The sequence below is a fragment of the Bythopirellula polymerisocia genome (assembly GCF_007860015.1).
GTDB classification, from domain to species: domain Bacteria; phylum Planctomycetota; class Planctomycetia; order Pirellulales; family Lacipirellulaceae; genus Bythopirellula; species Bythopirellula polymerisocia.
Map to the genome: position 1 here is coordinate 334,840 of NZ_SJPS01000006.1, position 25,179 is coordinate 360,018.

Below are 25,179 nucleotides of genomic sequence, written 5' to 3' on the forward strand. Positions count from 1 at the left end.
TGAAATCTGCGTGAAAACAGCCAATTGGGCCTGCTCGACAGGTCCGCGTGCCTTGCCTAAAATAGAGTACATACCGGTGGGCAGCACCGGCAATCCCGCCAACCCCCGGAGCCGATCGGCTCGTATGACCATGCATGTCGAACGTGAGCAACTTGCAGATGCTCACTCCACCGCACGTCAGCAACTTCTGGCTCTGCGCAATTACGATCACTGGACAGGTCAACTTGCCAGTTCGCCTTTGTGTACGGCTGCGGCTGTCAGTGCGCTCGTTCTGGCAGAACGCCATGTCGATGACACGCCTGAGGATGGGTCCCTTTTGAAAAATAGCTGGCACTCTGGAATGCTAGTTCGCAGCGAGTTGTCGGAGTTGCTTTCTAATAGTCTGCGCTGGCTTGCTCAAAAGCAAAACGAAGACGGTGGCTGGGGTGATGCCGACTTCGGCCAATCGACTTTGGCTGCGACCATCATGGTTAAGGCGGCCTTTCATCTAACAGGGGTCCCCGCTAAGTATGCAGACCTACTGCACAGCGCAGACGGCTACATTGAAGCACAGGGGGGGATCGCAGGCCTAAAGAAACAATTTGCGGACGACAAACCATTCGTGGCTGCGATCCTGTCGGTCTGTGCGATGGCGGGCAATATCTCTTGGCGGAAAGTTCCATCACTCCCGTTTGAATGGGCTTGCCTACCTAACTCCTGCTATCGATTACGAGCGATCAGGGGATTTCGTTATTCTCTGCCTTTAATCATCTCGGTGGGGCAGGCGAAGCACCACAATTCTCCCTCCAGGAATCCTGTAGCCAAATGGATTCGCCACCAAGCTGAGAGCTCAAGCCACAATGCACTGGCTCGGGTGCAATCGTGTGACGGGAGTTTCTCGGCCTCTATGCTCTATACGAGTTTTGTGATTGCGTGCCTTGCAAGCCAGGAACAAGCGGATACTCCTATCGTACGTCGAGGAATCAATTTCCTGTTGGGCTCAATGCGATCCCATGGAAGTTGGGCCGTGTGTCCTGATAGGGATGTCTCGAACACTGTGCTGGCTATTCAGGCTCTGGATTGGGATTTTAACGAAAGCCTCGGTAGCCGTGACGGTAATCCCACTCCCGCTTCCGAGGCGACTCTTAGCTGGTTGCTTTCGGCGCAATTGTCCGACAACCATTCCTCACTCAGCGGTGAAGGGGGTTGGCCATCTTCTAATAGTCCGGGAGCGATGCCTAATTCTTTCGACACAGCAGGGGCACTCTTGAACTTGGCAGACTGGCGCGGACATTGGCCACGTAGCCGAACAGCTCAGGTTACGGGTGCGGCACTGGATGGCATTCGCTGGTTGCTCAAAAGACAGAACCGTGATGGCGGATGGGCTCTCGCTTTCCGAGGGTCTGGTAAGTCTGCATGGGAAAGCAGCTCGACCGATGTTACATCTCAATCGATGTTGGCCCTCAACGCCTGGAAAAAGATTCTTCGCCAGACAGCCGCCAGCCATCCGCTAATCCGCGCCATCGAGCGAGGATTGCTCAAAGGACTTGCCTATCTAAATTCTAATCAGCGTCCCGATGGATGTTGGTGGCCCCGCTGGAGTGGTAACGAACTTCACCCGCAAAGAGCCAATCCTGTTGTTGGTACCACTCAAGTTCTGCGAGTATTCAACGAGATGCAAGTCTGGCAGACGACTACGGCCCAACTGGCTGTCCGGTGGCTGTCTGACGTGCAGTATCCCGCTGGTGGCTGGGGTGCCGTATGTGTACCAGAGAGGAAGCGACCACCCCAGAGTAAAGCCGAAGACAGCGAAGAACATCTCACTGGCAGTGTCGAAGAAACTTCCCTGGCAATCGAAGCGCTCCTCCCATTTTCCTCGAGGAGTCTTAGTGCCCAAAAAAGCGTTGAGGACGGCCTCTATTGGCTAGTCGGCGCAATCTCTGCGGTGCCTGCTTTGGACCCCGCCCTTGTCGCTTTCTATCCCCCTAAAGTATGGTATTATGATCCCCTCCTAAATAGATGCTTGGCTGTCAGGGCTTTGGCTGTTGCATGCCAAGCTAGTAGGGTTAAGTCAACCGAGGTTGATGCGGTTAGTGCTTAGTAGGGAAGCTCGATCGGCTAAAGTCGCATCATCTTTTTGGGCGTACTTCGGTGAATCTTGAATTAGGGCTTTCTGGAATCGGATCGAATAGAATTTCAAGGGAAAAAGGAACAACTGTGGCAGGAAACTCTACCGATTTCCAGATGGAGGAGCTGATCGCCAAGCCTTCCGCTCGGATGGCTTCTCCGGCAATCCATCGAATGCAGGTTCCCGAAAGCCTTGAATTGCGAAATGTTCTCCGCCACGCATGCCGCCTTCATGCCGAGATTTTCGATCTCTCCCAACCTCTCTCCCGGAGAGAGCTGGAAACCGCTGCCCGTCAAGTCTTGGTCGAATTCCAGCTACCCGAATGCTATGTCGGCTGGACAATGGTTGTGCTGTCCAACGAATTCTGGCGAGAGCGAGTAATCTCTATACCTCTTACACGTCGACTCTTATTGTTGCCAGAAGTGTCGACTAACGGCCAGGGGCGTCAAAGTGGGTTCGCAGATGTTCAAATTCAAGCAGAGTCCTTAGGAATGAAGGTGCTTGCTGCCGAGTCCTCTCCAGAATTGATGCAACTCTTGTTCGACAATTCAATCGAAGCGATCGTTGGAGTGGCAAGTCTCGATGTGTTGGAGAAAGCCCTCGAGATGATCTTGCTAGCGGGAATACCCGCTTTGGCTGTACCACTTTTGAGCAAAAACGATGCGACCCAATTCGACTCTGAGTGGGTGGAGGAACTCTTGAATGTGATTCCATCGAATCGCCACCAGCACGAACCAGAGTATGCGGCACTCTTGCGGTCTGCACGCGCCATGTTTGAACCTGCTGAATTGATTCGGCTTGTCCCGCGGCTGCGGAAAGGCCCAAGCCTCGCAGAAGTAAATGGAGCTGGCGCATCTGCCTTAGAACCGATTGCTGCGACGGAGGCCATCGCCCATGACTTTTTGGCATTGGGTGGTAAGTATGCCCGACCATTCATCACACTTGCTGCCTTTCAGGCTATGAACGGAGATACGATACCAGGGACGTCGTCCTTCAGGGGTCAACCACAAATTCCTGATGCGGTTCGCCGAGTTGCTTTATCGATCGAAATCTTTCACAAAGCCTCGCTCGTGCATGACGACATTGAGGATGCCGATGAGTTTCGCTACGGCCGTCCTACGCTTCACAGGGCACATGGATTGCCAACCGCGATCAATGTGGGCGACTACCTAATAGGCTTAGGCTACAGTCTGGTCAGTCGCGAGTCGTCTACGCTCGGCGCGGACGTCGTTGGAGACATAGTCGATATCTTGGCGGATGCGCATCTACGGTTGAGTGAAGGCCAAGGGGCAGAGCTCTTGTGGCGTGACGCTCGCAACAAGCTCCTCTCGACTCAAGACGCCCTGGAAATCTACGCACTCAAAACTTCACCTGCCTTTGAGGCCGCCTTGCTAAGCGGTCTTCGATGTGCTGGACCTTTGGGAGAATCTCAATCCCGGCTTAAAGAGTTCTGCAGGCATTTGGGCATTGCCTTTCAAATCCTGAATGATTTGAAGGATTGGCAAGGGGATCAAAACAACAAGTTGCATGCCGGGCTGGATACCCTCGGTGGACGTCCCACCGTACTGTGGGCGTTGGCTATCGCAGGACTCCCAGAAACTAGGCGTCAGGAACTACTGCAACTCGTCGATTCGTCACTACCCAGCGCCGAGAGAGTTACAAGAGTTCGCGAGCTGTACACGCAAGCTCATGTCTTCACGCAGGCGGATAAATTGATTGCCGATCATCAGTCGCATGCACTATCCATTGCCGACGAGATCGAACCGGAGTGTCTTAATCGACTGTTACATTATTTGGTAGACACAGTACTTTTTGGGGCTTCTACCTTCGGAGATTCAGTTTCAAAGAATTCTTACGAGAGGTAAAATAGACGATTGAGCCAAGCGAATTCCACTGGTTTGAAGAATGCAGCCCATGCATGAGTCGGGTGATGACTAAGGTTGCACTTTCATTCGCTCTTTCGCCAATCACTCATCCTTCGAAGTTTACAATTTGATGAGAAACGAAGCACTCCCTATGATCGCGGAACTTTGCGAATTATTTTACTCAACGACTGCTGATGTCGGTCAGTTCGAGGAAGTAACCGCTGGTGATCTCCCTGAGCAGTTCAAGGCATTGCTGGCCCATGATGACCACATGACGGTAACAGTCGAAGCCTGGCACAATAGTCTCGTGACCCTGAGTGTACTCGGAGAGCGTCACGACATGGATTACTACTCACGTCACATCGTGCTTTCTCTCCAACGCGACGGCGCACCAGTCCAATTCGGGATCATGCGAATCGATCTGAACGGACTCCCGAAAATCGTCCGCATGGAGATCGAGTCCCAGGCACTTCCTTTGGGACGAATCATGATTCGCCATCATCTAATGCGCGATGTGGAACTTGATCAATTGTGGCGAGTCACTGCAGGGCCGGCGCTTCGCAAGTATCTGAAGCTGGAACGTGAGACCAACTGTTTTGGTCGCACGGCACGAATACTCGTTGACAAGAAGCCAGCCGTGGAACTGCTCGAAATCGTTATACTCTGAAGGCCGTTGCAAGAATATGCGTGAAATTGAATCCTCGTACGATTGTGTGGTATTGGGTGCTGGTCCTGCGGGCTCTACCGTAGCCACCTTAGTAGCGGCAGCAGGACATCGAACCTTGCTTGTCGAGCGGGCCGCGATGCCTCGCCCGCATGTCGGCGAGTCGTTGATGCCGGAAACGTATTGGATATTCGAGCGGCTGGGTATCTTGCCACAGCTTCAGCGCGACGTCTACGCACGAAAGGTCGGGGTCCAATTCGTCAACAGTACTGGAAGAGAATCAGCCCCATTCTATTTTCGTTCACATGATGACCGAGACTGCAGTGAGACGTGGCACGTGAATCGGGCCGACTTCGACCAACTCATGTTTGAGAACGCCGCCCAGCACGGGGCGGAGTGTCGAGATCAGACTCGTGCTCTGGATGTGATCATGGAGGGTGATCGGGCTGTTGGCGTTCGGCTTCAGAATCCCGAGGGTGAAATTCGACAGGTTGAGGCAAGAGTCGTGGTGGACGCGACTGGACAACAGAGCTTGTTGGCCGCCAAGCTAGGCCTGAAGCAAATGAATCCCAATTTGCGAAAGACGTCCATATGGGGTCATTTTCGCGGAGGCAAAGTCGATACCGAAGGGGGTGGCGTTAAAACCGTCATCCTGCAAACAACAGAGAATCGGAGTTGGTTCTGGTACATCCCGCAAGCCGACAATCTGGTCAGCGTTGGGCTAGTGGGTGATAACGACTACCTACTCCGTGGACGTGGCACACCTAGAGAGGTCTTCGACGAAGAACTTGCCAACTGTGCAACGCTTGGCGAATGGCTCGCATCAGCAGAACCAGCCGATGAACTCCGCGTCGTGAAGGAGTTTTCCTACTCCACGGATCGCTCGGCGGGAGACGGCTGGGTACTTGTAGGAGACGCCTGGGGTTTCATCGATCCCATTTATTCCTCAGGAGTCTATTTTGCGCTTAAATCCGGAGAGCTGGCTGCCGATGCGATCCTTGACGGACTACGCACGAACGACCTCTCGGCGACTATGCTAGGCCGTTGGGTCGCAGACTTTTCCCGTCAAACGAATCTTATCCGCAAACTGGTACATGCCTTTTATTCAGGCGAATTTCGCGTTGGCCAATTCGTGCAAGAGTATCCAGAACACCAGGCAGAGTTGGTGGATTTGTTGATCGGTCGCGTCTTCGACGGTCGACCAGGTAAGATATTTGATGATCTTGACCCGTGGCTTGAAAGGAAGTTGACACAGGCGGCAACTAGGGCCTGAATCTTTGCACCGGAAACTCACTCTTTGAAAATCGCCTACCTAGCTGCCGGTGCTGCGGGAATGTATTGCGGGAGTTGTCTGCACGACAACACCCTGGCGGCGGAGTTGTTGCGGATGGGGGAAGATTTGGTGCTCGTGCCGATCTATACGCCGCTACGCACCGACGAGGTGAATGTGAGTCAATCCAGAGTTTTCTTTGGCGGGATCAATGTTTACTTGCAGCAGAAGTGGTCGTGGTTTCGCAGTTCGCCGCGCTGGTTTGACAAGCTATTGGACCACCCTGCCCTGCTGGGAGCGATCAGTCAACTCTCCGGCAGCGTTGACCCCTCGCAACTAGGTGACTTGACCGTCTCAATGCTCCATGGGGAGCAGGGCAACCAACGCAAGGAGCTGGAAAAACTCGTGGATTGGCTGCTCGACGAAGTGCAGCCTGAAGTGGTGCATCTGTCCAACTCGATGATGCTGGGGCTGGCACGCATGATAGCCGAGCGGTGTGGTCCGCCGGTCGTGTGCTCGCTTTCGGGCGAAGATATTTTCCTGGAGAAACTTGTCGAACCGTATTATTCACAGGCTCGCCAGTTGCTACGCGAACGCTCTGCCGACGTCGATGCCTTCGTGGCACTCAATAATTATTACGCCGATGAGATGAGCGATTACCTGGACGTTCCGCGTGAGCGCGTCCACGTTATCCCGCATGGCCTCGATCTGACGGGGCATGGCGAGCGGGTTGGTCAGCAAGATGGCAAGCCTCAGCTTGTTGGTTACTTAGCACGAATTTGTGAAGACAAGGGATTGCATCTGTTGATCGAAGCCTGCGAGCAACTCGCAGGACGACCGGATTGTCCCGAGTTTGATTTGCATGCCGCCGGATATCTCGGAAAAGGAGACCGAGATTACCTAAGCGGAATTGAGCGTAGGGTAGCTGCCGGCCCACTGGCCAAACGCTTCCACTATCACGGAGAATTAAACCGCGAGCAGAAGATCCAGCTTCTCCAATCGTTGGATGTTTTCAGCACTCCTACGGTCTATCGAGAAAGCAAAGGCCTTCCCGCACTAGAAGCCCAAGCGAACGGAGTTCCTGTTGTGCTCCCTCGGCACGGATCTTTTCCTGAGATGATAGAAGCGACCGGTGGCGGGCTACTCTTTGAACCCCTCGATACCGCAGACTTGGCTGAGAAGTTATTTGAGATTCTCTCGAATCCCAGCCTAGCAGCGGATCTTGGCCAGCAAGGCAAGAGCGGGATTACTGGTCGGCATCACGTGTCTTTCATGGCTGAACAGACTCTGGCCCTGTATCACAAATTGGCAGCAGAGAGGGTCTAGCAGGGGCACACACACCCATGGTCGCCCATTGCCTACGGGGGTCATATGCTGTATTTTGGCGAGTTTCGGCAACTTGCCAGCGTAGCTTCAATTGGCAGAGCACCGCATTCGTAATGCGGGGGTTGTGGGTTCGACTCCCACCGCTGGCTCTTTAGAATGGGCCGCTCTGTGGGAAGCGGCTATAAGGTTAGACAGGTTAGTGAATACGGGGAGTAAGTGAATAATTGAGTGTTGGTAAAAACTTGGATGCCCTCCATAGCCTCGTTACCTACTTACTTACTCACCTAGCTCACCAAATACATTTTCAGAAGTCATTTTTTGCAGGAGCGGGACCCTAAACATGTCACAGACCCTCGATATCGATCTCAAAGAAATCGTTCTTTCAAATAGTACCTTCGGACCCAACGAAATAAGGGAGATCGTAAAAGCGATCTCCTCCGATTACAACAACTTCCGACTCCTGCGCGATGCCGTGGGCGAAATGCAACAGCAGGAAACGCGCACACCAGCTGCATCGGTGCGACTGGGGGTATGTCAGCACTTGCTTGGTCGCTACACGAATGCTGTGCAGACGCTACGGAGCGCCGATGGAGGTGCTCTGACTCACTTCTACTTGGGCAAGGCTTTAATGGCCCTCGATAACTATGAGGAAGCCTACACTGCGTTTGAGTCGTCAGAACGAGCTGGCTACAATCGCGACGAGGTAGCACTCGCCAAGGCCGAGGCACTCCGCTATTGCGGCAAGGCCCAAGATGCCCTCTTGATATTGGACAATCTGTCGGGAGCCGTTGAGCAAACGGCTGAGTATCTTTACCAGCGCTCTGCGACTGTCTCTGCGTTAGGTGGCAATCCTAGCGAGGTTGTGGCTCTGCTGGAACGTGCCGTTGAATCAGACAATACCCACTCGGGTGCCCTGTTTGGCCTGGCGATGGAGAATGATCGTCACGGGAACGATGATTACGCTCGCCAACTTTATGAAAGAGCAGCGGCCCAGTTTCCCACACATATTGGAACTTTGCTCAATCTGGGATTGCTTTACGAAGACATCGAACACTTCGAACGTTCGAAGCAATGTTATCAACGGATTTTGGATGTCTATCCTGACCACCCAAGGGCCCGGCTCTATTTTAAAGATGCCGACGCTTCCCGGGATATGTACTACGACGAGGAAGCACGTCGCCGACAGGATCGCATGGCCCAAATGCTTAGCGTGCCGGTAAGCGACTTCGAACTCTCGGTGCGCAGCCGCAATTGCCTGCAAAAAATGGGGATCATGACACTGGGCGACCTGTGTGAAACCTCCGAGCAGGATTTGTTGGCTAGCAAGAATTTTGGCGAGACTTCGCTTGTAGAAATCCGCGAGATGCTTTCTTCCAAGGGCCTCGAACTCGGTCAATTCGCTACCACCTGGCGGGAAGAAGAGCCAACTTACGATCCTGAAGTCCTCAGTGACGACGAGCGTGCACTTCTGGATCGGCCGATTGCCGACTTGAATCTGTCAGTACGGGCGCGCAAATGTATGGTCCGATTGGGGCTCTCTACGATTGGCGAGTTGGTCCGCCGTACAGGGGACGATCTGCTCGAATGCAAAAACTTCGGTGTTACGAGCCTGAATGAAGTCCGCGAGAAACTCACTCAGGCCAATCTGAAGTTGCGTGGAGACTGAGCAGGGAGCATTGATGGCTTCCTCCGGGTTCCGCTTCGAATTGATGCATACCGACACCGGCAGCAATGCGCGGCGGGGACGATTGCATACTCCGAGGGGTTCGGTAGAGCTACCGACTTTCATGCCGGTGGGTACCCTGGGGACGGTCAAGGGAGTCGATGTAGATAGGTTGCGCAGTACCGGATCTCAAATTGTACTGGGCAACACCTATCATTTGGCCCTGAGACCAGGGGCAGATGTCGTCGCCTCCCTCGGCGGACTACATGAATTCATGGGGTGGTCGGGGCCTATTCTAACCGATAGCGGGGGATTCCAGGTTTTCAGCCTAGCTGACCGTGTCAAGGTGACTGAATCTGGCGTCTCGTTTCGCTCTCACATCGACGGTTCGCCGCTCGAGATCACTCCCGAGCGTTCGATTGCCATTCAGGAACTGCTGGGCAGCGATTTTGCGATGGCTTTTGACCATGTCGTCGCGCTCCCTAACAAGCGCGAGGTAATAGCCGACGCCACTTGGAGGAGTGTTCGTTGGGCCGAGCGCTGTCGTCAGGCTGCCCAGCGTAATGATCAAATGCTGCTAGGAATCGTCCAAGGGGGACTCGATCCACGATTACGGCAGGATTGCGCTAAGGCCTTGGTTGCATTGGACTTCCAGGGCTACGCTATCGGAGGGCTTAGCGTGGGCGAGCCACCTCCGGAGATGTATGCCACGCTTGAGGCGACAATACCAGCCCTGCCGGCCGATCGCCCTCGCTATTTGATGGGAGTAGGCCGACCAGAGGATTTGGTGGAATCGATGGCTCGTGGTGTCGACATGTTCGACTGTGTGATGCCTACCCGCAATGGGCGCAATGCCTTGGCGTTCACCGATCGAGGCACAATCAGGCTAAGAAACGCTCAGCATGAAAGGGACTCTAGCCCGTTGGAGGCTGACTGCCCTTGCCCTGCTTGCCAACATAGCCGTGGTTATCTCAGGCACTTATTCCAAGCCAAAGAGATGTTGGGACCCATTCTCACCTCAATTCACAACATTACTTACTACCAAAGGCTCATGGCGGAAGCACGTCTTGCAATTGAGTCGGATGCATTTGATGAGTTTCGCCGGGCCAAACTCGCCGGGTGGGAGGCGTAAGGTTCCATTTGAGTCTCCCCCCATGGGCAGCCATCCTGGCTATCATGACAGGCTGGAAGCCTAGCCCACGAGCAATCTTGGGACGCCCTTGTTCCTTATAGCACTACGATTTATGATAATTCGTTCTCCGGCTCTAAGCCCCTGCCAGATATGGGCATAGGGGTTGTCCCCGTTTGCATTGGGCGGCATGGCCAATCGGCATTTCGATTGGTAGCTGACCCTTAGCTCACGAAGGAATGTGCCGTTTTTTTTAGTCAGATGACAAATCGTTGGATTTCATGGTCTTCTTCGAAATTGAGAATGCTGGTTTGTTGGCAGTAAGTGGTCTGATATGGGCTCAAGATGCCCAGCCTGAGGCCCCTGGTCTCGGGAGCATGTTGCCTGGACTGATCGCCATCATGGTGTTCTTTTACTTTTTGATTTTGCGTCCGCAAAAGAATAAAGAAAAGGCTATGCAGGAGTTGGTCAGCAATCTCAAAGAAAAGGATCGTGTGGTCACGATTGGCGGTATCCACGGGGTCGTTACCAATGTTCAACGTGATCGAGAAGAAGTGACCATCCGCGTTGACGAATCTACTGGTGCCAAGCTGAAAGTCGGTCTTTCAGCGATCGCTCGGGTCGTAACCGATGAAAATAAGTCTGAGGGCTCGTAGAGTACGCTTGGCAAACGAATTGCCACTTCCCGCCCTCCTGATCTGAAATAGCAAATACGGATAAAACAAAGATGACAATCGCTGAAACTAACAGCAAAGTGAAAAAATACCACCGGCCCTGCCTTGCATTTCTGACGGCGACCTTATTGGTCGGATTGTCGGCTACCCATTTATCAGCTCAAGACGGTTCTTCCGCTGAGCAGTCTGCTACAGCAGAGACGACGACTGGAACTTTGGCGGTGCCACCTGCTGCCCCCGTAGAGCCTGATTCCCAATCACCTCTTACAGGATTTGTGCTGTTGGCAATTGTGATCGCTTTGTTTGTCGTTCCGATGTTTCTTGGTGGTTATCTGGCTAAGCGATTGCGAATGCCAGATTACGGGTGGAAGTTTTCGCTGGCCATCGGTTCCTTGCTTGCGGCAGCTGTGGTGATTTATGAAGGAGAGATCAAATACGGCCCCGATCTGAGTGGTGGTATTACGCTGATCTATGAGCTGCAAGATACGGCTGGAGTAACTGAAGACGGGGAGGATTCTCAAGACGGACAATCTTCTTCTTCTCGTAGCCAACTTGTTCGACAGCTTATCGCTGCCTTGGGAGAGAGAGTTGACCCGAGTGGCACGAAGGAAGTTTCGATCCGCGAATATGGCCCCGACCAGATCGAGATCATCATCCCTAAAGCTAGCCCTGCGGAGCTCGACTACATCGAACGCAAAGTCTATACGGCCGGTGCCTTGGAGTTTCGCATCACGGCTTCGCCGGTATTCGCTGAAAACAAGAAGATCATCGAACTGGCTGAGGCTCTTCCCCCTGGGGAGAATGAGGTCCGCATGGGTGGCCGCAAGGTCGCTGAATGGATGCTCTATGATGAGGACAAATTGGGACCGTTCGATCAAGCTGACGAACGCTTTGTGAAACGGATGGCGGGTAAACTCCCCCAAGCCTTGGTTCTAATGAACGATGGCTTTGACGTGACCGGCGAATACCTAGAGAAGGCAGCCGCCGGTTTCGACGAGACTGGCCAGCCAGAAGTTCGCTTCAATTTCGACGAACAAGGTGCGTTTCGGTTCGGTCGTCTCTCGGGCCAGCACATTCCCAACCCCTCGGGTCAGAAATACTATCTCGGTATTATTCTAGATGGGAATTTGCTATCAGCACCTGCGATCCAATCGAAGATCACCTCCTCTGGCCGTATCACCGGTATCAAGAATAAAGATGAAGTTGATTTTGTCGTCGACATTTTGAATTCGGGTAGTTTGCCGGCTTCGCTCAACAAGGATCCCATCAGCCGAGAAATCATTAGCCCGACTATTGGAGTCGAGACAGTTCGCATGGGTCGCACGGCAATCCTGGCTTCTTTGATCATCGTGATGCTCTTCATGCTGCTCTATTATCGCTTTGCAGGCTTTGTCGCTTGTTTGGCTCTGGGCGCCAACCTGCTTCTTATCCTAGGTGTTATGGTCTTATTGCATGCTGCTTTCACATTGCCGGGCCTCGCTGGCTTGGTGCTAACGGTCGGTATGTCCGTGGATGCAAACGTGCTGATTTACGAACGGATTCGCGAAGAACGTTCGCGCGGTGCTGCCCTCCGCATGGCAATCCGCAATGGATATGCCAAAGCCATGTCAACTATCGTTGATGCTAATCTGACAAATCTCATCACCGCAGTTGCCATCTACAAAATCGCTCCGGACAACGTGAAAGGGTTTGGTGTCACGTTGATTATCGGAATCATAATGAGCATGTATTCTGCTGTCTTTCTCTCACGATTAATATTTGACATCGCCGAACGCACGAATCGCTTGAAAGAGCTGAGCATGGCCCAGTTTATCGGCAAGACGGATTTCGATTTTATGGGAAAGCGAGGAATTGCAATTGTCCTCTCGTTAGTTCTGATTGCGTTTGGATTGTACTCAGTGGTTAATCGAGGGAATGATTTATTGAATATCGATTTCACTGGCGGCAGTTCAGTCACGGTGGTTCTAAGGGATGACGCTAAAATGCCGTTTGCTGATGTCAAAAAGTTACTCGAAAAAACAGACCTTAGTGACAAGAATCTATCGCTTGTTGAAATTGGTACGACCAACACGCGTTATTCCATCAGTTCTGTCGAGCAGGATGTCGAAGCAGTACTGGGCATTCTAAAGGAAACTTTTGGAGAGCGATTGCAAACACATCAAGTAACTACTTCCAACATCAAATCACTAGGCGATAATGCAAAGTCTTCGCTCGATCCATCTCGATCGAAAGTGATGCAGGTGAATTTTCAAAACGACGATTCGGATGATAATCAGGCTGCCAGGTCAACGGCAAGCGATGAATCGAAGGAAGAAGAAAGTGCCACCAACGATCTCGGTACGTCCGTTAGTCGTGGGCTATTTGATAATGGCACTAGTGCAGAGATCACCTTTGGTAGAGAGGGAGACGAAGACGCTGGTGTGAATCAAGAGACTGCAAGCCAGTTGATTCAAGATGCCCTCGCTGCGACAGGCCATAGCTCGGTTGCGTTCGCGGTGGAGAATCCTGACTACCAGCCAGGGAGTGCCCGCCGTTTTACAAATTGGATTGTCAAACTGGCCCTACCCGTCGCAGAAGCGAAGTCGGTCTTCTCAGAATTAGAGAAGGTAACCAACAGTCAGCCCGTCTTCCCCTTGGCGAACAAAATTGGCGGCCGAGTGGCCGGCGATCTGAGGACTAAAGCTTTCGCTGCCATTTTCGTCAGCTTAGTTGGTATTATCGCTTATATTTGGTTTCGATTCCAGAAGATTTATTATGGCGTTGCAGCCGTAATAGCCGTAGTTCATGATGTGCTAGTCGCCATTGGCATGATCGCACTGAGCGCAACTATTGTCTCGCTGGTTCCGGGGCTTGCCGAGATTCTCATGATCGAGAAGTTTCAGATTAGTCTGACGATTGTTGCTGCTTTACTTACAATCATTGGCTATTCGCTCAACGACACCATTGTTATTTTTGATCGGATACGTGAAGTGAAGGGTAAAAGCCCTTATCTTACCCGAGACATGATCAATCTAAGTATTAACCAGACGCTTTCTCGTACCATTTTGACATCGCTCACAACTTTGCTTTCGGTGATCTTGCTTTATATTCTGGGTGGAGATGGAATCCATGGCTTTGCGTTCTCATTATTGGTGGGAATCGTCGCAGGAACGTATAGCACGGTTTTCATTGCAGCCCCCATACTTCTCTGGATGAGCCCCAACGAAGCGGAAAGTAGTGCTAAAGCAGGAACTCGTGTACCCAAAGAGACTTTGGCGGCAGCCTCCTCCAGTTGAACTCTGCGACCAATTTCGCGCCCGCAATCCTTGCCAAATCGGAAAGGTCGGATCAGGGGAGTCCCTACATCGTGCGCGATAGGATTGCGTCTCAACTGGCATCAGTCTGAATTCCGAAGCTGAACAAGGGGGTCTCTCCCATTCAACTCCGTTGAAATCCAGGCAAATGCACACCCGTGAAGCGATCTCGCAAATTACTGACTGCTGGTGCAATCCTCTCTGCCGGGCTTGTCCTATCCTGGCCGTTTCGCCAGACAATGGATTCTCAAGATCCATCTGCGGAAATTCCTGACGACACCCTCCGTGCAACTAATGGCGACCCGATTGCGATCGATTCGGCAGTGCCAACCCCACGTCCAGAGGACGTCCCCATTGCACCGGGACACGTAGCTGCCCGCATGGCAAGCACGATCGAATCGTCCGAACATTCGAATGCCAATCAAGGATTGGAGAGCTTTGATTTGGCAAATCATCCCGCGCTACAATTTGCCCCGACCTCTATTCCTGTGAACGAAACAGCCCAATCTGATGCATTGTCACCCAGCGATGCCCGGCCAGCCTACAGCGTCGTCGACCGAGAGAAATCTCCCAGCTCTACAGGAGATTGGCCTCAAGAGGTTCTGCATGTTGTTCGTAATGGTGACACGCTAGAAGGACTGGCCGAACGCTACTTGGACGATCCGGGGAGAGGTCTGGAGATTTTCGACCTCAATCGCGATCAACTAAGTAACCCTTATCTACTACCGATTGGAGTAGAGCTGCGTATTCCACAACAAAGTTCACGACCGATAGACTGAGTCCCTGATTCGAGTCCTGAGGTGTATTTACTCATTCACGCCGCGAGAAATCCACTTATAGCTCTTATCCGAGAGGCGTGCCTTTAGAAAACTGTCGATGGCTGCAAGCATCTTGAACCTAGGATCGATTAAGAGTTTGCTTCCTTGAAGCGTTGTGGGTAAAGGGTACTCGAACAAGTCTTTGAGCTCGCGAACCTGATCAATGGGAGGATCAGGATGGTAACGTTCGAAGTTGTTAAACACATTCTCAGCGTCTTGTTTTGCCCGCGAGTTTTCACTGCCGTAGATAATCATTACTGAAACTTCCTTCACTAAATCGGGTTGTTTCAGGGCATTTACCAGTGGTAGACCCTTTTGGCGCCAAATCGGGGAAACGAGTACCAGGGCTTTAACATCCTGCCCCTGCTTGCGTTGGGCCAGAGGTGGCGCAGCCCAGTCCACCGCGGCCCAAATAGTTGCTACGTTGGCACCCATTCCAGTGCCGATCAAACAGAGCTTGTTGATATTTAGTTCTTGAGAGTCGTTTTTCTCAACCAAAAACTTCCTCACGGCTTCCATATCGAATCGCACCATATCCTCGAAATCGACAGGTTTGAATCGGGCGGGGTCGATCGTGATTGTCTGGCCTGTTTGATCGATCGCAGAGGTACTCGTACCATGTCCACGCAAATCAACCGAGAGGACCGCGTGGGAGTCGAGTCGAGAATCGCTTGGTGCTTGAAGTGCACGAGCAAGGGCATTGAAAACCGTACGACCTTCCTTGTAGTCGTGGATCAATACGATGGGTACAGCTTCTTTTCCCATGGTACTGCGATAGTACGTGGCTCCTAAGCGCACATTGTCCTTGGTCGTGAGAACAATATCTTCAGGTTCAGGTACTCGCGCATTTCTGCCCCTTGTTTGAGCGTTGCTGATAGCGACGCTCAATCCGAAAGTAGCCACCAAATATAAGCCGATGCCTACCAGTTTTCCGCGAGAAATCATGCCGTCCCTCGTTGCAAGAATAGAAGAAGCGATTTCCCCTATTCTAACTCGAAGCGGAACAAAATGACACTATAAAAAGTGGGAGAACTAGCCGAACTGGCACGAGGCTCAGCGGTTGGCAATCGCATCCATGGCGAAGTCTACGTTAGGGTCATGCTTGTAGAACAGGCTGGCCGTTTGCGTGGAGACCACTTCCACAAACTGCCGCTCAAATTCCTGAACCGGTTTGTCAGCCGATGGAATGCCGCTGTTGCGGGGAAAGAGCACTTGGCCGATGTTGCGGCTCCAAACTTCTTTGCCCCGGTTTTCCATGTCGTACACCGTGACATGCACTTCAGCGTTGCCTTGATAGAGTGTCGTTCCTTTATAGAGATCAAAATTGTCGAGTTCGACATAGACAATTCGAGTAGCCTTCACCGCATTACCCAAGTCCTTGAAGTTTTCCCAGTCTTGCTCATCGACCCAATTATCGACTTCCCGAGGACTGACCATGTCGATGCCCTTCACATGTTCACCAAGCAAACTGCTTATTCGCTTCCCGATGTTGCGTGCGGCACCTGCGTGGCGGTACTCATTCGACGCGGGAGGACGACATACGACAATCACCCGCTGTTCATCTAGTGCGTCGCACTGGGCAGGGACAACATTGCCACCCTGCCAGAGGTAGATCCCCGTAGCTAGAATCGAATGAATGCAGCCAGTGGTCGAGACGAGCATCATGGCCATAAGTGGGGCTCCCCAGTAGCGAACCCAACTGGACGAACCTTTAGGCAATAAACTCTTTTGAGGGAAAGGGCGATCCATCTTACTTTCCTTATACCGATGAGAGCCAACCTCTCGAAAGAGGCAGGCTTATGTGTTCTTAGCCGGACCGCCACGCGATCCTGCCAGTAAGTCTTATTGGCCCGGAGGCAAGTCTGCCTCAGGCTAAGAGCTATTTCTATATGAAACAAGATCAATGGAAGCTATGTCAAACACCGTCGTAGCCAATCCAGTAGTGCAATAAACAAAAGGCCGCTGCCAAGTATGAGCACGTCTCGAACCCCTGGACTCCATCCCAGCCATCGACCGAGACAAGCAGACAGGAGCATCCAAGGCACTAATACCACCATCGCCAGACAGGAGAGTGTTCCTGCCAGGTTGGCCGTTATCGCTTCGGCCAAATTACCTCGCATGACATAGGCCCAAGCCGTGGTAGCTCCGCAGCTGGGGCAAACTCGTCCAGTCCATTGATAAAAGTTGCAAGGTGTAAGTCCCAATTGTTCGTGTGTGCCAAACCCTCGGGGGTCGGGCTCTAATTTTCGCGCCGTGGCACAAAGGATAAGTCCGCTCAACCCTGTAATTCCCAACACGATGCGAGCTACTGCCGACATCGACTTTGACGACCCGATAGCGAAATTCATCAGCGGTGAACCAATATGCGCGGTGGAACGATAGCTGAGCCGCCCAGTTTCTTCAAGGCAGAATCAGAGACCGGCAAAGCAATGCTATCGCATAGAATACCTAAGAATTCGTTGCTAGCGACTCCAATTCGGCTAACTCTTTTTCGAGAACACATAGTCGCTCTATTGCTGTAGCCAATCCAGTTTCTGGATTGACATCGACGATTGCTCCGTTGAGCCGAACATCGCCTGTTGCCACGTCGAATTGAGTAGGATTTGCTGTCAGCATCGTTTCCATCACGCGATCGGCCCGGCGACCCAGGATCCCGTCGTGCGGGCCTGTCATACCGACATCACATTGGAATGCCGTCCCTTCGGGCAGGATACATTCGTCAGCAGTGGGCACATGCGTGTGGGTTCCCAGCACGGCCGAAACGCGGCCGTCCAGATAACGCCCCATCACCTGGGCTTCACTAGTGGCTTCGGCATGAAAATCGACAAACCGCACTTTGACTTCCGTGGGGAGTTCGGCAAGCACACGATCAGCTGCCACCCAAGGATTATCAATGGGTTTCATAAAGAGTTGTCCCAATAGGCAGCAAATCCCGACTTGGGTACCGTCGCGTGCCTCCACGATGGCCCAGCGTCGACCACGGGCTTCGCCCGGCAAATTGGCGGGCCGCACGATGTTTTCAGAACTGTCGAGAACCGAATAAATCTCCTTGCGTCGGTAGACATGGTCTCCCAAAGTGATTGCGTCAACGCCTGCCTTGACAAGCTTGCGATAGATTTGGGGTGTGAGTCCCGACCCCCCCGCAGAGTTCTCTGCATTGGCAATCACCAAATCGAGTTGATGTCGCAGGACAAGACCTGCTACACCGCGTGTGACTATCTCGCGCCCAGGACTGCCGACGATATCGCCAATGAATAGAAGTCGCACGTGATTATCAACCGATTCGATAGAAAGAGACAAACAGCTTCAGTTCGAGGCATTTTAATGGGCGATTTCGGTGACTCGGGTTTCGCGGATGAGAGTCACCTTGATTTCGCCGGGATACGTGAGTTGCTCTTCAAAGGCCTTAGCAATGTCGCGACAGATTTTGGCGGAAGATTCGTCTGTTGTGTCCGACGAGCTAGCGATCACACGGACCTCCCGCCCTGCCTGGATTGCGAACGCCTGTCGCACACCGGAGAAGCTTGTCGCGATGGCCTCCAACTCCTGCATCCGCTTGATGTACCTGTCCAAGGTTTCCCGCCGGGCACCCGGTCGGGATGCACTGCACGCATCAGCCGCGGCACACAGGACTGTGTAGGGCATGTCGGGACGAATATCGTCGTGATGGCCCAATGCGGCGTGTACTACTTCGGGGACTTCGCCGTAGCGTTTCAAGAGATCAGCACCGATTTTGGGGTGTCCCCCTTCGAGATCGTGGTCGGCGGCTTTACCAATATCGTGGAGCAAACCAGCGCGTCGGGCCAATTCGCCATCCATACCCATTTCTTCCGCCAGCATGCCAGTGATGAAAGCCACTTCTATCGAATGCCGGAGGACGTTTTGGCTGTAGCTAGTTCGATATTTGAGGCGGCCTAATAATTCGATAACTCGGTTATGGAGACCAAAGACTTGGGCCTCCTGCATTGCCTCTTCCCCATGGCGACGAATTTCGCCTTCGATTTCCTTTTCGGTTTCGGCGACTAATTCCTCGATGCGGGTCGGGTGGATGCGTCCGTCTGCAATGAGTTTGTTAAGAGAGATGCGGGCGATTTCTCTCCGCACCGGATCGAAGGCACTAACGATCACAACGCCAGGGGTATCGTCGATAATTACGTCTACGCCGGTGGCTTTTTCCAGCGAACGGATGTTGCGTCCCTCACGACCAATAATGCGCCCCTTCATTTCGTCGTTGGGTATATCAACTGTGCTGGTAGTAGCTTCAGCCGTATGGGCGGCAGCAAAGCGTTGCACGGACGTTATCAAGAGTTCTTTGGCCTTCTTGTCACAAGTTTCCGCCAGTTGTTTTTCGTGACGAAGAATCAGGGCCCCTTGTTCTCGTACTAACTCTTGTTCGAGTCGTTTGAGAAGACGTTCCTCAGCTTCTTGAGGGCTGAGGCCACTGAGCTGGTGCATTGTCTGCCGTTCGAGATTCAGCAGATCGTCTAACTCCTTTTGTCGCCGATTCGCGTCCTCAAGCTTTTCAGCGAGGCGACGTTGATTGTTCTCAACCATCTTTTCTTGCTTCAAGAGTTGTTCGCTCCGTTGAGTATGAGCGTCTTCCTGCTTGTCGAGATGCCTTTCTCGTTCATGGAGTGCATTGCGAATGTCGTTATTTTCCCGCTCCAGTCGATCCTTCTCTTGGAGTGCCAATTCCTTTGCTTCGATGGCTGCTTCTTTGCGAAGAGATTTCGCCTCAAGTTCGGCGCGCTCCACAATTTGAGCCGCCTCTTTGTCAGCATCTCTTTTACGGAGATAATCAAAGACCTTAACGAGGCCCATGCCCATCAAGGCGGCCACTAGAATAGCCAGCAACTGCATGCCATCCGTGAGGGCTGCGAGTACTGTACCGACTAAAGACAGATCACTTATCAGGTTTGAGGTCATCGAACGCCTTTTCCAATACCACCCTAGAGATGTTCAAAAAACGGTGGATCGGAGCACCTGAATCATCAGGGCCTGTAAAGGTTCACGGCAAGAGAGCTAAAAACCACCCAGCCCAAAGGCCGACGCAGTTTGTTTGCATGCCGGGAAGATTTTTGAAGGATTTAGAGAGACGAATAGTCGCTCAACTCGTAAGTACTCGACCACGACTCGATTTTGAAACCCTCAGAGGGAAGCTTATAGGCACTTCCTCCGCAATGACCACACAGTCGGGATAGGTGTCCACAGGCATGGGGCAAACAACCAGCACTCCCAAGGGAGGAGGGCGGTTAACATGGCGCCACGAGAATAGCGAATGAATCAATCCACAGCTATCCAGCCAGGAACCTGCAGCAGACGAGCAGTCCTCGAGAGACATAGCACGAATAACTCGACGCATTGCCTGCGACAGTCGATTCCAAAGAATGACACCTACCGCTGCAAGCATGAGTGAGATCAGACAGATCTGATAAATCTCGAGCATGTCAACCTAGAATTGGATTACCACGAGTCAATCGAGTGCATCAGAGATACGAATCTCTGAGCACACTTCAAAAACTTCACAAAACACACAACGCTCTGGTGCCGAGTGCCGTTACAGACATGCCCGGTCCAACACGCGTATCATTCATTAGCCTATAATCTCACCTGCCAATACCGCAGTTGTTGCTCAACTGGGAACTGGAGGAAGATTGCGCCACATCCTACCAAAACGGATAGCAAGTGCAAGCCTGGAAGCAGGTTAGGTCAACTCCAATTGGCAGACACTTGCAGAATTACGCAACCTGAGAGCGAGTTTGAGGATTAGGAAAAGGTGGTTTTATTCCGGGCAGTAAGGGTAGACTAATTGTTTCGGTAAAATCCCGGCCTTTCTTAGGGTCTCCACGTGAATCCCACAGCTCTCGTCCAAAAGATTGGCTCTTCCTGGCCCCCAGCGACCTGGAAGGATGTGAATATAGGTATTGCCCTCTCGGGTGGAGCCGACAGCGTAGCACTGCTGCGTTCGTTGGAAGAGATCAAGCAATCGAATGGCGGTAGTGGCGAACTGTTCGCGTTGCACGTCAACCATCACTTACGAGGTGAAGCCTCCGACGGCGAGCAGCATTGGTGCGAAGAACTTTGTAGGAAACTCGAAATTCCATTTGAGGCTCTCCAGGGAGATGTCGCTCGCCGTGCTCGAAAAGAAGGTGATGGAATCGAGGCGGCCGCTCGCCACGAACGATACGCCTTGCTCACGCAGGCTGCCGAACGATGTGGAATCCGCTACCTCGCATTTGCCCACACTCAAAACGATCAGGTCGAAACGATCTTGTTTCGCCTGTTACGAGGAACCGGAATACGTGGAATAGCAGGCATGAGTCGCGTCAGAGGGTTGACTCCGACACTCTCACTGATTCGCCCGATGCTCTCATGCACCCGCAATGAAATCTTGGCTTACCTTTCCGAAAGGGAGCAGTCGTTCTGCAACGATCAGAGCAACACAGATAGCCAGTTTGTGCGCAACCGACTGCGAAACGAACTACTACCTCTCTTACGTAGCAATTACGATGAGAAAGTAGACCGTGCGATTTTGCGATTGTCAGAACAAGCCCTCGAGATTCAATCTTTCCTTGAGGCTGAGGCCCGCAAACTCTTGTCCCATAGCTTGAGAGGGAGCCCTGCCGATGCCCAGAACGGAACAACCCGCCTGAAGCTGAATATCGCAGCACTGGCAAATCGGCCTGAAATCCTGATACGTGAGGCTTTGCGCATCGCCTGGCGCGAATCCGGCCTGGCCGAGCAGGAGATGAATTTTGACTGGTGGTGCAAACTTGCGGATCTTGTCCTCAGCCCTGCTAGCAACAGGGTCCTGAACCTGCCGGGAAATGTGCGAGCACAGGTTATCGAGAATCGCTTGCACCTCGAGTGGCAGCATAGCTAGCTGCACACGCTGATCAGATCGTCATGAACCCGGCAGCAGCCTTGACCGGTGCTTTGCCCGGTATCTAGTATTCCGCTCCCAAAATGCGCAAACGTGGGAAGCTGCGAAGTTAAATGGTCACTATCTCCTGTGCCCATTTGCTGCGCTGCGCCCAAAACAATTCATTCAAGGAATTGAATCATCCTGACGTGGTTGATCAACACTAGCTGGTATTTCTTTAAGCTCGGCGTGATCCTGGTCGTGATCGCGGTGGTGGGGATAGGGGTGTATCTCTATTCCCGCATGGACAATGAAATCCGTTTCCAAGTCCAAGAAACTCTTTCGAAGCAGTTTCCCCATCTGAATATCAGCGTGGGTGGGGCGCGACTGGTGGAAAACCAAGGCATCGCCATACACAATCTGGTGATCTCCGAGACTACCAGCAACCAACTTCAAAACAACCTTCTCGTCATCGACGAAATATTGTTGGAATGTGACGTCGAACTGAGTCAACTTGTCAGAGGCCCTCCGCAAATAAGACGAATATTAGTTCGTCATCCGGAACTATGGGTATCTCGTGCGCCAAGCGGCAAGTGGAATCTGCAGTCGCTTTGGCCTCCACCAAGCTGCGGTAAGCGACCTCCTCAGATTTCGATCGAAGATGCACGTATCACACTAGTCGACCAAATGCATCCGATGGCCGCACCACTCTCGCTGCGCGATGTTGACCTCACGATTCAAGCAGAGCCTTCGTCGCCAACGGGAGATACAGCCCTCGCAGTTAATCAGCCCGAGAGTGCCACACCCTGTCTTGGTATATTTCAAGTTAAGGGTATCTTGGGAGGCCCCCATTTTCGTAAAGCAGAATTCCAGGCTTTGTGCGACTTTCGGCAGCAAAGGCTTGAACTCACCGGAAAACTGGCTGAGCTGAAACTTTCTAAAGAGATTCTTTCTTGGGGCACTGCTCTCTTGGGTCCTCAGGTGGATGCGGTCCAACTCCAAGGCGCCGTCAGCGGGAATTTCTCGGTTGCGCATGATTTCGCTGGAGAAAATACTCCGCAAGTGTCGGCCAGCCTCGCACTGAGTGAGGGGAGACTGGAGCACCATCGACTTGCCCGACCTCTCACGGATCTCTCCTGTGAAATTCGAATCGAAGGTGACACCACCTTTGTCGATGGATTGCGCTGTAACTGTGGGTCGGCTGGCGTGGCATTGCAATTGGAGCGGAAGGGCTGGAAAATCGCAGCACCAATGAGCATGGCACTGCGCGCGGAGAATGTATCGCTCGACAAACAGCTTTTTAGCTCGCTTCCGTCGATGATGCAGGAAGAATGGATTAAGTACAAGCCATCGGGAACCGTCGATGCAGACGTCCAACTCACCTTTGATGGAATGAAATGGAGGCCTGGCGTAACGCTTACAGGTCGAAATCTGGCGTTTGAGTCGGACAAGTTTGCTTATCGGGTCAGTGATGGCTCTGGCACGCTGAGTTACGCGCCCGCCGGTGCCACCCAGCCTGCCATATTAAACATCAATCTGATTGGGTACGGCGGCGGCCAGCCCTTGAAATTTACTGGGCAGGTTTTTGATCCTCAGCCGGGCGCCTTAGGGTGGATGGAAATCGTGGGTGAAAATGTTGAAATCGAAGATCGCATGGTCAATGCTTTGCCGGGCAAGACCAAAGAGGTGATTCAATCGATGCATCCCGAGGGGAGAATCAACGTCCGCTGGCGAATCGATCGCACCTTGCCGGGGCAACTTAAACCCTTTTCTTCTCTGAATCTGGAACTCGTGAATTGCAGGGTAAATTACGAAAAGTTTCCTTATCCACTGAGTGGGATCAGGGGATCGATTCAGGCCGAGGACAATCACTGGACCTTCAGCAATTTAGTTTCTGGTGGTTCACGCAACGTCCAATGTCAAGGGAAACTTGTGCCTACTGATCAAGGCAACGAACTTGCTCTACAGTTCATTGGCAAAGAAATCCCCTTCGATGACGATCTGTTGCGAGCTCTGCCTCCTCAAGTGCAGAAAGCCTGGAAGGAATTGCGTCCACGTGGACGAGTAGATCTTGTGGCCGAGATCTATCACATGACCGGTCTGGAGAAGCCATCTATCCGTGTGGCTGTCCAGCCGCGACCAGAATCAGCAAGCATTCAGCCAAGTTTCTTTCCCTATCTTATGGATGGTATCGCAGGAACCATTACCTACCGAGACGGAAAAGTTCTCATGGAAGATGTGAGGGCCCAACACGGACGAACAACTTTGCGTACCAAAGGGAATGGGGAGTTCCGTGCCGATGGCAGTTGGTATATGCAGTTGGAGGGCCTCACTGCAGATCGTCTCACGCCCCGCCGCGACCTGGTCGTTGCCCTACCTGCGAGGCTCCAGAAACTCATGGAACAACTGAGGCCATCAGGCAGCAACTTTGGACTCAGCAATGCAGTGATACGCTTTTCCAAGCCTGCTGATCCAACAGCAGTGGTTGCTTCGCAATGGGACCTGCAGGTTGATTGTACGGAAGCCAGCCTGCAAGCCGGGATCGACTTAGAAAATATTCACGGCTCGATGAGATTGCGAGGTTATTGCGACGGGAAGAAGTGTGAAGAGTCCGGAGAACTCAATCTCGATTCAGTCACCTATCAGGACGTGCAATTCGTAGATGTGCGAGGTCCATTGTGGATTGACGATGGCAACTGTTTGATTGGACGCTGGGCCTGCGAAAAGCAAAATCTACCTGTCCGGCATCTGACGGCTCGAGTCTACGACGGAACAGTTGCGGCTGATGGCTGGGTCACTTTTGAAGAATTGCCCAAGTATGGTGTTGAGGCAACACTGACGGACGCAAGTTTAATGAGAATGATGATCGAACGATTCCGAGGGCAACAGGCTTTCAATGGCAAGGTCGCAGCCAGCTTCAATCTGCGTGGCTCAGGCAGATCACGGTTGTCGCTGGTGGGGGATGGCGAGGTCCAGATCACCGAGGCAAATATCTACGAGCTTCCCATCTTGGTAGGAATGCTTAAGGTCCTGCGCAATGGCTCGCCCGACACAACCGCCTTCAATCAGAGCAAGATGAAATTCCGTATCGATGGGCCGCATATCTATTTGGATCAGTTCGATTTCCTGGGTGATGCAGTAAGCCTTTATGGCCAGGGAACTACGAATTTTGATCAGGAACTCAATTTGGTCTTTCATGGCGTCGTCGGTCGAAATGACTTGCGAATTCCCCTAGTGAAAAACATCTTTGACCGTTTCGGCGAATCCATGATGAAGATGTACGTCGACGGCACGATGAGCAATCCGCAGATTCATACCCAGGCCCTGCCTGGAATTAATAAACTGATTCAACAAATTCAAGACGATCTCGATACAACGACGGATACCTCACGAATCAGGCAAGCAGGGCGCTTGCAACCGCAAGGAGCCATGCCAGGAAAATAGCAGGTTGAGTTAAGTGTTTAGGGTCTGGAGCCAAATTTCTTGTTCGAGACTCTATGCTATGACT

17 protein-coding genes and 1 tRNA gene are annotated in these 25,179 nt (G+C 52.4%); 13 read left to right on the plus strand and 5 right to left on the minus strand.

Annotated features, from left to right (window positions below; translation table 11 throughout):
• Window positions 1-10 precede the first annotated feature (10 nt).
• The 11 genes from Pla144_RS18990 to Pla144_RS19040 all read left to right on the plus strand — a co-directional run bounded on the left by Pla144_RS18990 (window position 11) and on the right by Pla144_RS19040 (window position 14,770).
• The gene (locus Pla144_RS18990) at window positions 11-2,080 is read left to right on the plus strand and encodes a prenyltransferase/squalene oxidase repeat-containing protein (RefSeq protein WP_146452280.1); all 2,070 of its coding nucleotides are present in this window, start codon (window positions 11-13) and stop codon (window positions 2,078-2,080) included.
• Between the two features lie 116 nt (window positions 2,081-2,196).
• On the plus strand, window positions 2,197-3,972 hold the full coding sequence (locus Pla144_RS18995; protein WP_146452281.1) for a polyprenyl synthetase family protein: 1,776 nt from the start codon (window positions 2,197-2,199) through the stop codon (window positions 3,970-3,972).
• Between the two features lie 151 nt (window positions 3,973-4,123).
• Complete coding sequence (locus Pla144_RS19000) at window positions 4,124-4,639, plus strand: hypothetical protein (RefSeq protein WP_146452282.1); 516 nt, start codon at window positions 4,124-4,126, stop codon at window positions 4,637-4,639.
• 16 nt (window positions 4,640-4,655) lie between these two features.
• Complete coding sequence (locus Pla144_RS19005; RefSeq protein WP_146452283.1) at window positions 4,656-5,909, plus strand: NAD(P)/FAD-dependent oxidoreductase; 1,254 nt, start codon at window positions 4,656-4,658, stop codon at window positions 5,907-5,909.
• Between the two features lie 24 nt (window positions 5,910-5,933).
• Complete coding sequence (locus Pla144_RS19010) at window positions 5,934-7,232, plus strand: glycosyltransferase family 4 protein (protein WP_146452284.1); 1,299 nt, start codon at window positions 5,934-5,936, stop codon at window positions 7,230-7,232.
• A gap of 75 nt (window positions 7,233-7,307) precedes the next feature.
• A tRNA-Thr gene (locus Pla144_RS19015) sits at window positions 7,308-7,381 on the plus strand.
• Between the two features lie 191 nt (window positions 7,382-7,572).
• Window positions 7,573-8,898 (plus strand): DNA-directed RNA polymerase subunit alpha C-terminal domain-containing protein, encoded by a 1,326-nt coding sequence (locus tag Pla144_RS19020; protein WP_146452285.1) that lies wholly within the window; start codon window positions 7,573-7,575, stop codon window positions 8,896-8,898.
• Between the two features lie 13 nt (window positions 8,899-8,911).
• Window positions 8,912-10,027 (plus strand): tRNA guanosine(34) transglycosylase Tgt, encoded by a 1,116-nt coding sequence (gene tgt / locus Pla144_RS19025; RefSeq protein WP_146452286.1) that lies wholly within the window; start codon window positions 8,912-8,914, stop codon window positions 10,025-10,027.
• 278 nt (window positions 10,028-10,305) lie between these two features.
• Complete coding sequence (gene yajC, locus Pla144_RS19030; protein WP_146452287.1) at window positions 10,306-10,680, plus strand: preprotein translocase subunit YajC; 375 nt, start codon at window positions 10,306-10,308, stop codon at window positions 10,678-10,680.
• 71 nt (window positions 10,681-10,751) lie between these two features.
• Window positions 10,752-13,973, plus strand: a complete 3,222-nt coding sequence (gene secD, locus Pla144_RS19035) for a protein translocase subunit SecD (protein WP_146452288.1) — start codon at window positions 10,752-10,754, stop codon at window positions 13,971-13,973.
• A gap of 176 nt (window positions 13,974-14,149) precedes the next feature.
• On the plus strand, window positions 14,150-14,770 hold the full coding sequence (locus Pla144_RS19040) for a LysM peptidoglycan-binding domain-containing protein (RefSeq protein ID WP_146452289.1): 621 nt from the start codon (window positions 14,150-14,152) through the stop codon (window positions 14,768-14,770).
• Between the two features lie 27 nt (window positions 14,771-14,797).
• On the opposite strand, the gene Pla144_RS19045 is transcribed toward Pla144_RS19040, so the two are convergent.
• The 5 genes from Pla144_RS19045 to rny form a co-directional block, all read right to left on the minus strand.
• Window positions 14,798-15,754, minus strand: a complete 957-nt coding sequence (locus tag Pla144_RS19045) for an alpha/beta hydrolase (RefSeq protein WP_146452290.1) — start codon at window positions 15,752-15,754, stop codon at window positions 14,798-14,800.
• A 108-nt stretch (window positions 15,755-15,862) separates the two neighbouring features.
• Window positions 15,863-16,558 (minus strand): hypothetical protein, encoded by a 696-nt coding sequence (locus tag Pla144_RS19050; RefSeq protein ID WP_146452291.1) that lies wholly within the window; start codon window positions 16,556-16,558, stop codon window positions 15,863-15,865.
• 161 nt (window positions 16,559-16,719) lie between these two features.
• Window positions 16,720-17,157 (minus strand): DUF2752 domain-containing protein, encoded by a 438-nt coding sequence (locus Pla144_RS19055; RefSeq protein ID WP_146452292.1) that lies wholly within the window; start codon window positions 17,155-17,157, stop codon window positions 16,720-16,722.
• A 100-nt stretch (window positions 17,158-17,257) separates the two neighbouring features.
• The gene (locus Pla144_RS19060; RefSeq protein ID WP_146452293.1) at window positions 17,258-18,076 is read right to left on the minus strand and encodes a TIGR00282 family metallophosphoesterase; all 819 of its coding nucleotides are present in this window, start codon (window positions 18,074-18,076) and stop codon (window positions 17,258-17,260) included.
• Window positions 18,077-18,130: 54 nt separating this feature from the next.
• Window positions 18,131-19,735, minus strand: coding sequence for a ribonuclease Y (gene rny, locus Pla144_RS19065; protein WP_231936443.1), 1,605 nt, complete (start codon window positions 19,733-19,735; stop codon window positions 18,131-18,133).
• A gap of 922 nt (window positions 19,736-20,657) precedes the next feature.
• Between rny and tilS the strand changes: the two genes are divergently transcribed.
• Window positions 20,658-21,692: a tRNA lysidine(34) synthetase TilS gene (gene tilS / locus Pla144_RS19070; RefSeq protein WP_146452294.1), complete on the plus strand. Its 1,035-nt coding sequence runs from the start codon at window positions 20,658-20,660 to the stop codon at window positions 21,690-21,692.
• 192 nt (window positions 21,693-21,884) lie between these two features.
• On the plus strand, window positions 21,885-25,115 hold the full coding sequence (locus Pla144_RS19075) for an AsmA-like C-terminal region-containing protein (protein WP_146452295.1): 3,231 nt from the start codon (window positions 21,885-21,887) through the stop codon (window positions 25,113-25,115).
• Window positions 25,116-25,179 lie beyond the last annotated feature (64 nt).